Source organism: Curtobacterium sp. P97 (genome assembly GCF_023712445.1).
Lineage (GTDB): Bacteria > Actinomycetota > Actinomycetes > Actinomycetales > Microbacteriaceae > Curtobacterium.
The window spans coordinates 1-445 of sequence record NZ_JAMAYF010000128.1 but is presented as its reverse complement, the minus strand read 5'-3'; the positions used below and the strand labels follow the sequence as shown (position 1 = coordinate 445).

The following is a 445-nucleotide window of genomic DNA, read 5'->3' as shown; positions in this document are numbered from 1 at the left end:
CGCTGATCTCGGGCCGGGGGAGGCCCAGTCGGGCGGCGGCCTGGCCGATGCCCGTCAGGGGCGCCCGCAGGTTGCGCTCGACGTCGACCGCGAGCGCCTTGAGCGGGGACACGTAGAGCACCCGGCAGGCCCGCTTCTCGTCGACCGGGGGCGTGCTCGCCAGCCGGTCGAGGGACCACAGGAACGCCGCCAGCGTCTTGCCCGAACCGGTGGGCGCCACGACCAGGGCGTGCTCGCCGCTGCTGATCGCCGACCACGCGCCTTCCTGGGCCGCCGTGGGACGGTCGAAGGCGCCCGTGAACCACGCCCGGGTGGGCTCGGTGAACCGGTCGATCGCGGACGGGGCGGTGGGCACGCCACGAGTGTCCCCAGGGGGTACGACATTTACGCGGGACCCTGGAAACAGTCAGCACTGTCTGCCACAGTCGGGGCATGCGCTCCCACC

The 445-nt window shown here is 73.5% G+C and carries 1 protein-coding gene; it reads right to left on the bottom strand.

All coding sequences use genetic code 11. The annotated features are described in order from the left end of the window. The coding region (locus M3677_RS17285; RefSeq protein WP_251161179.1) for a DEAD/DEAH box helicase at positions 1–355 on the bottom strand (355 nt) is incomplete at its 3' end. Positions 356–445: the final 90 nt, after the last annotated feature.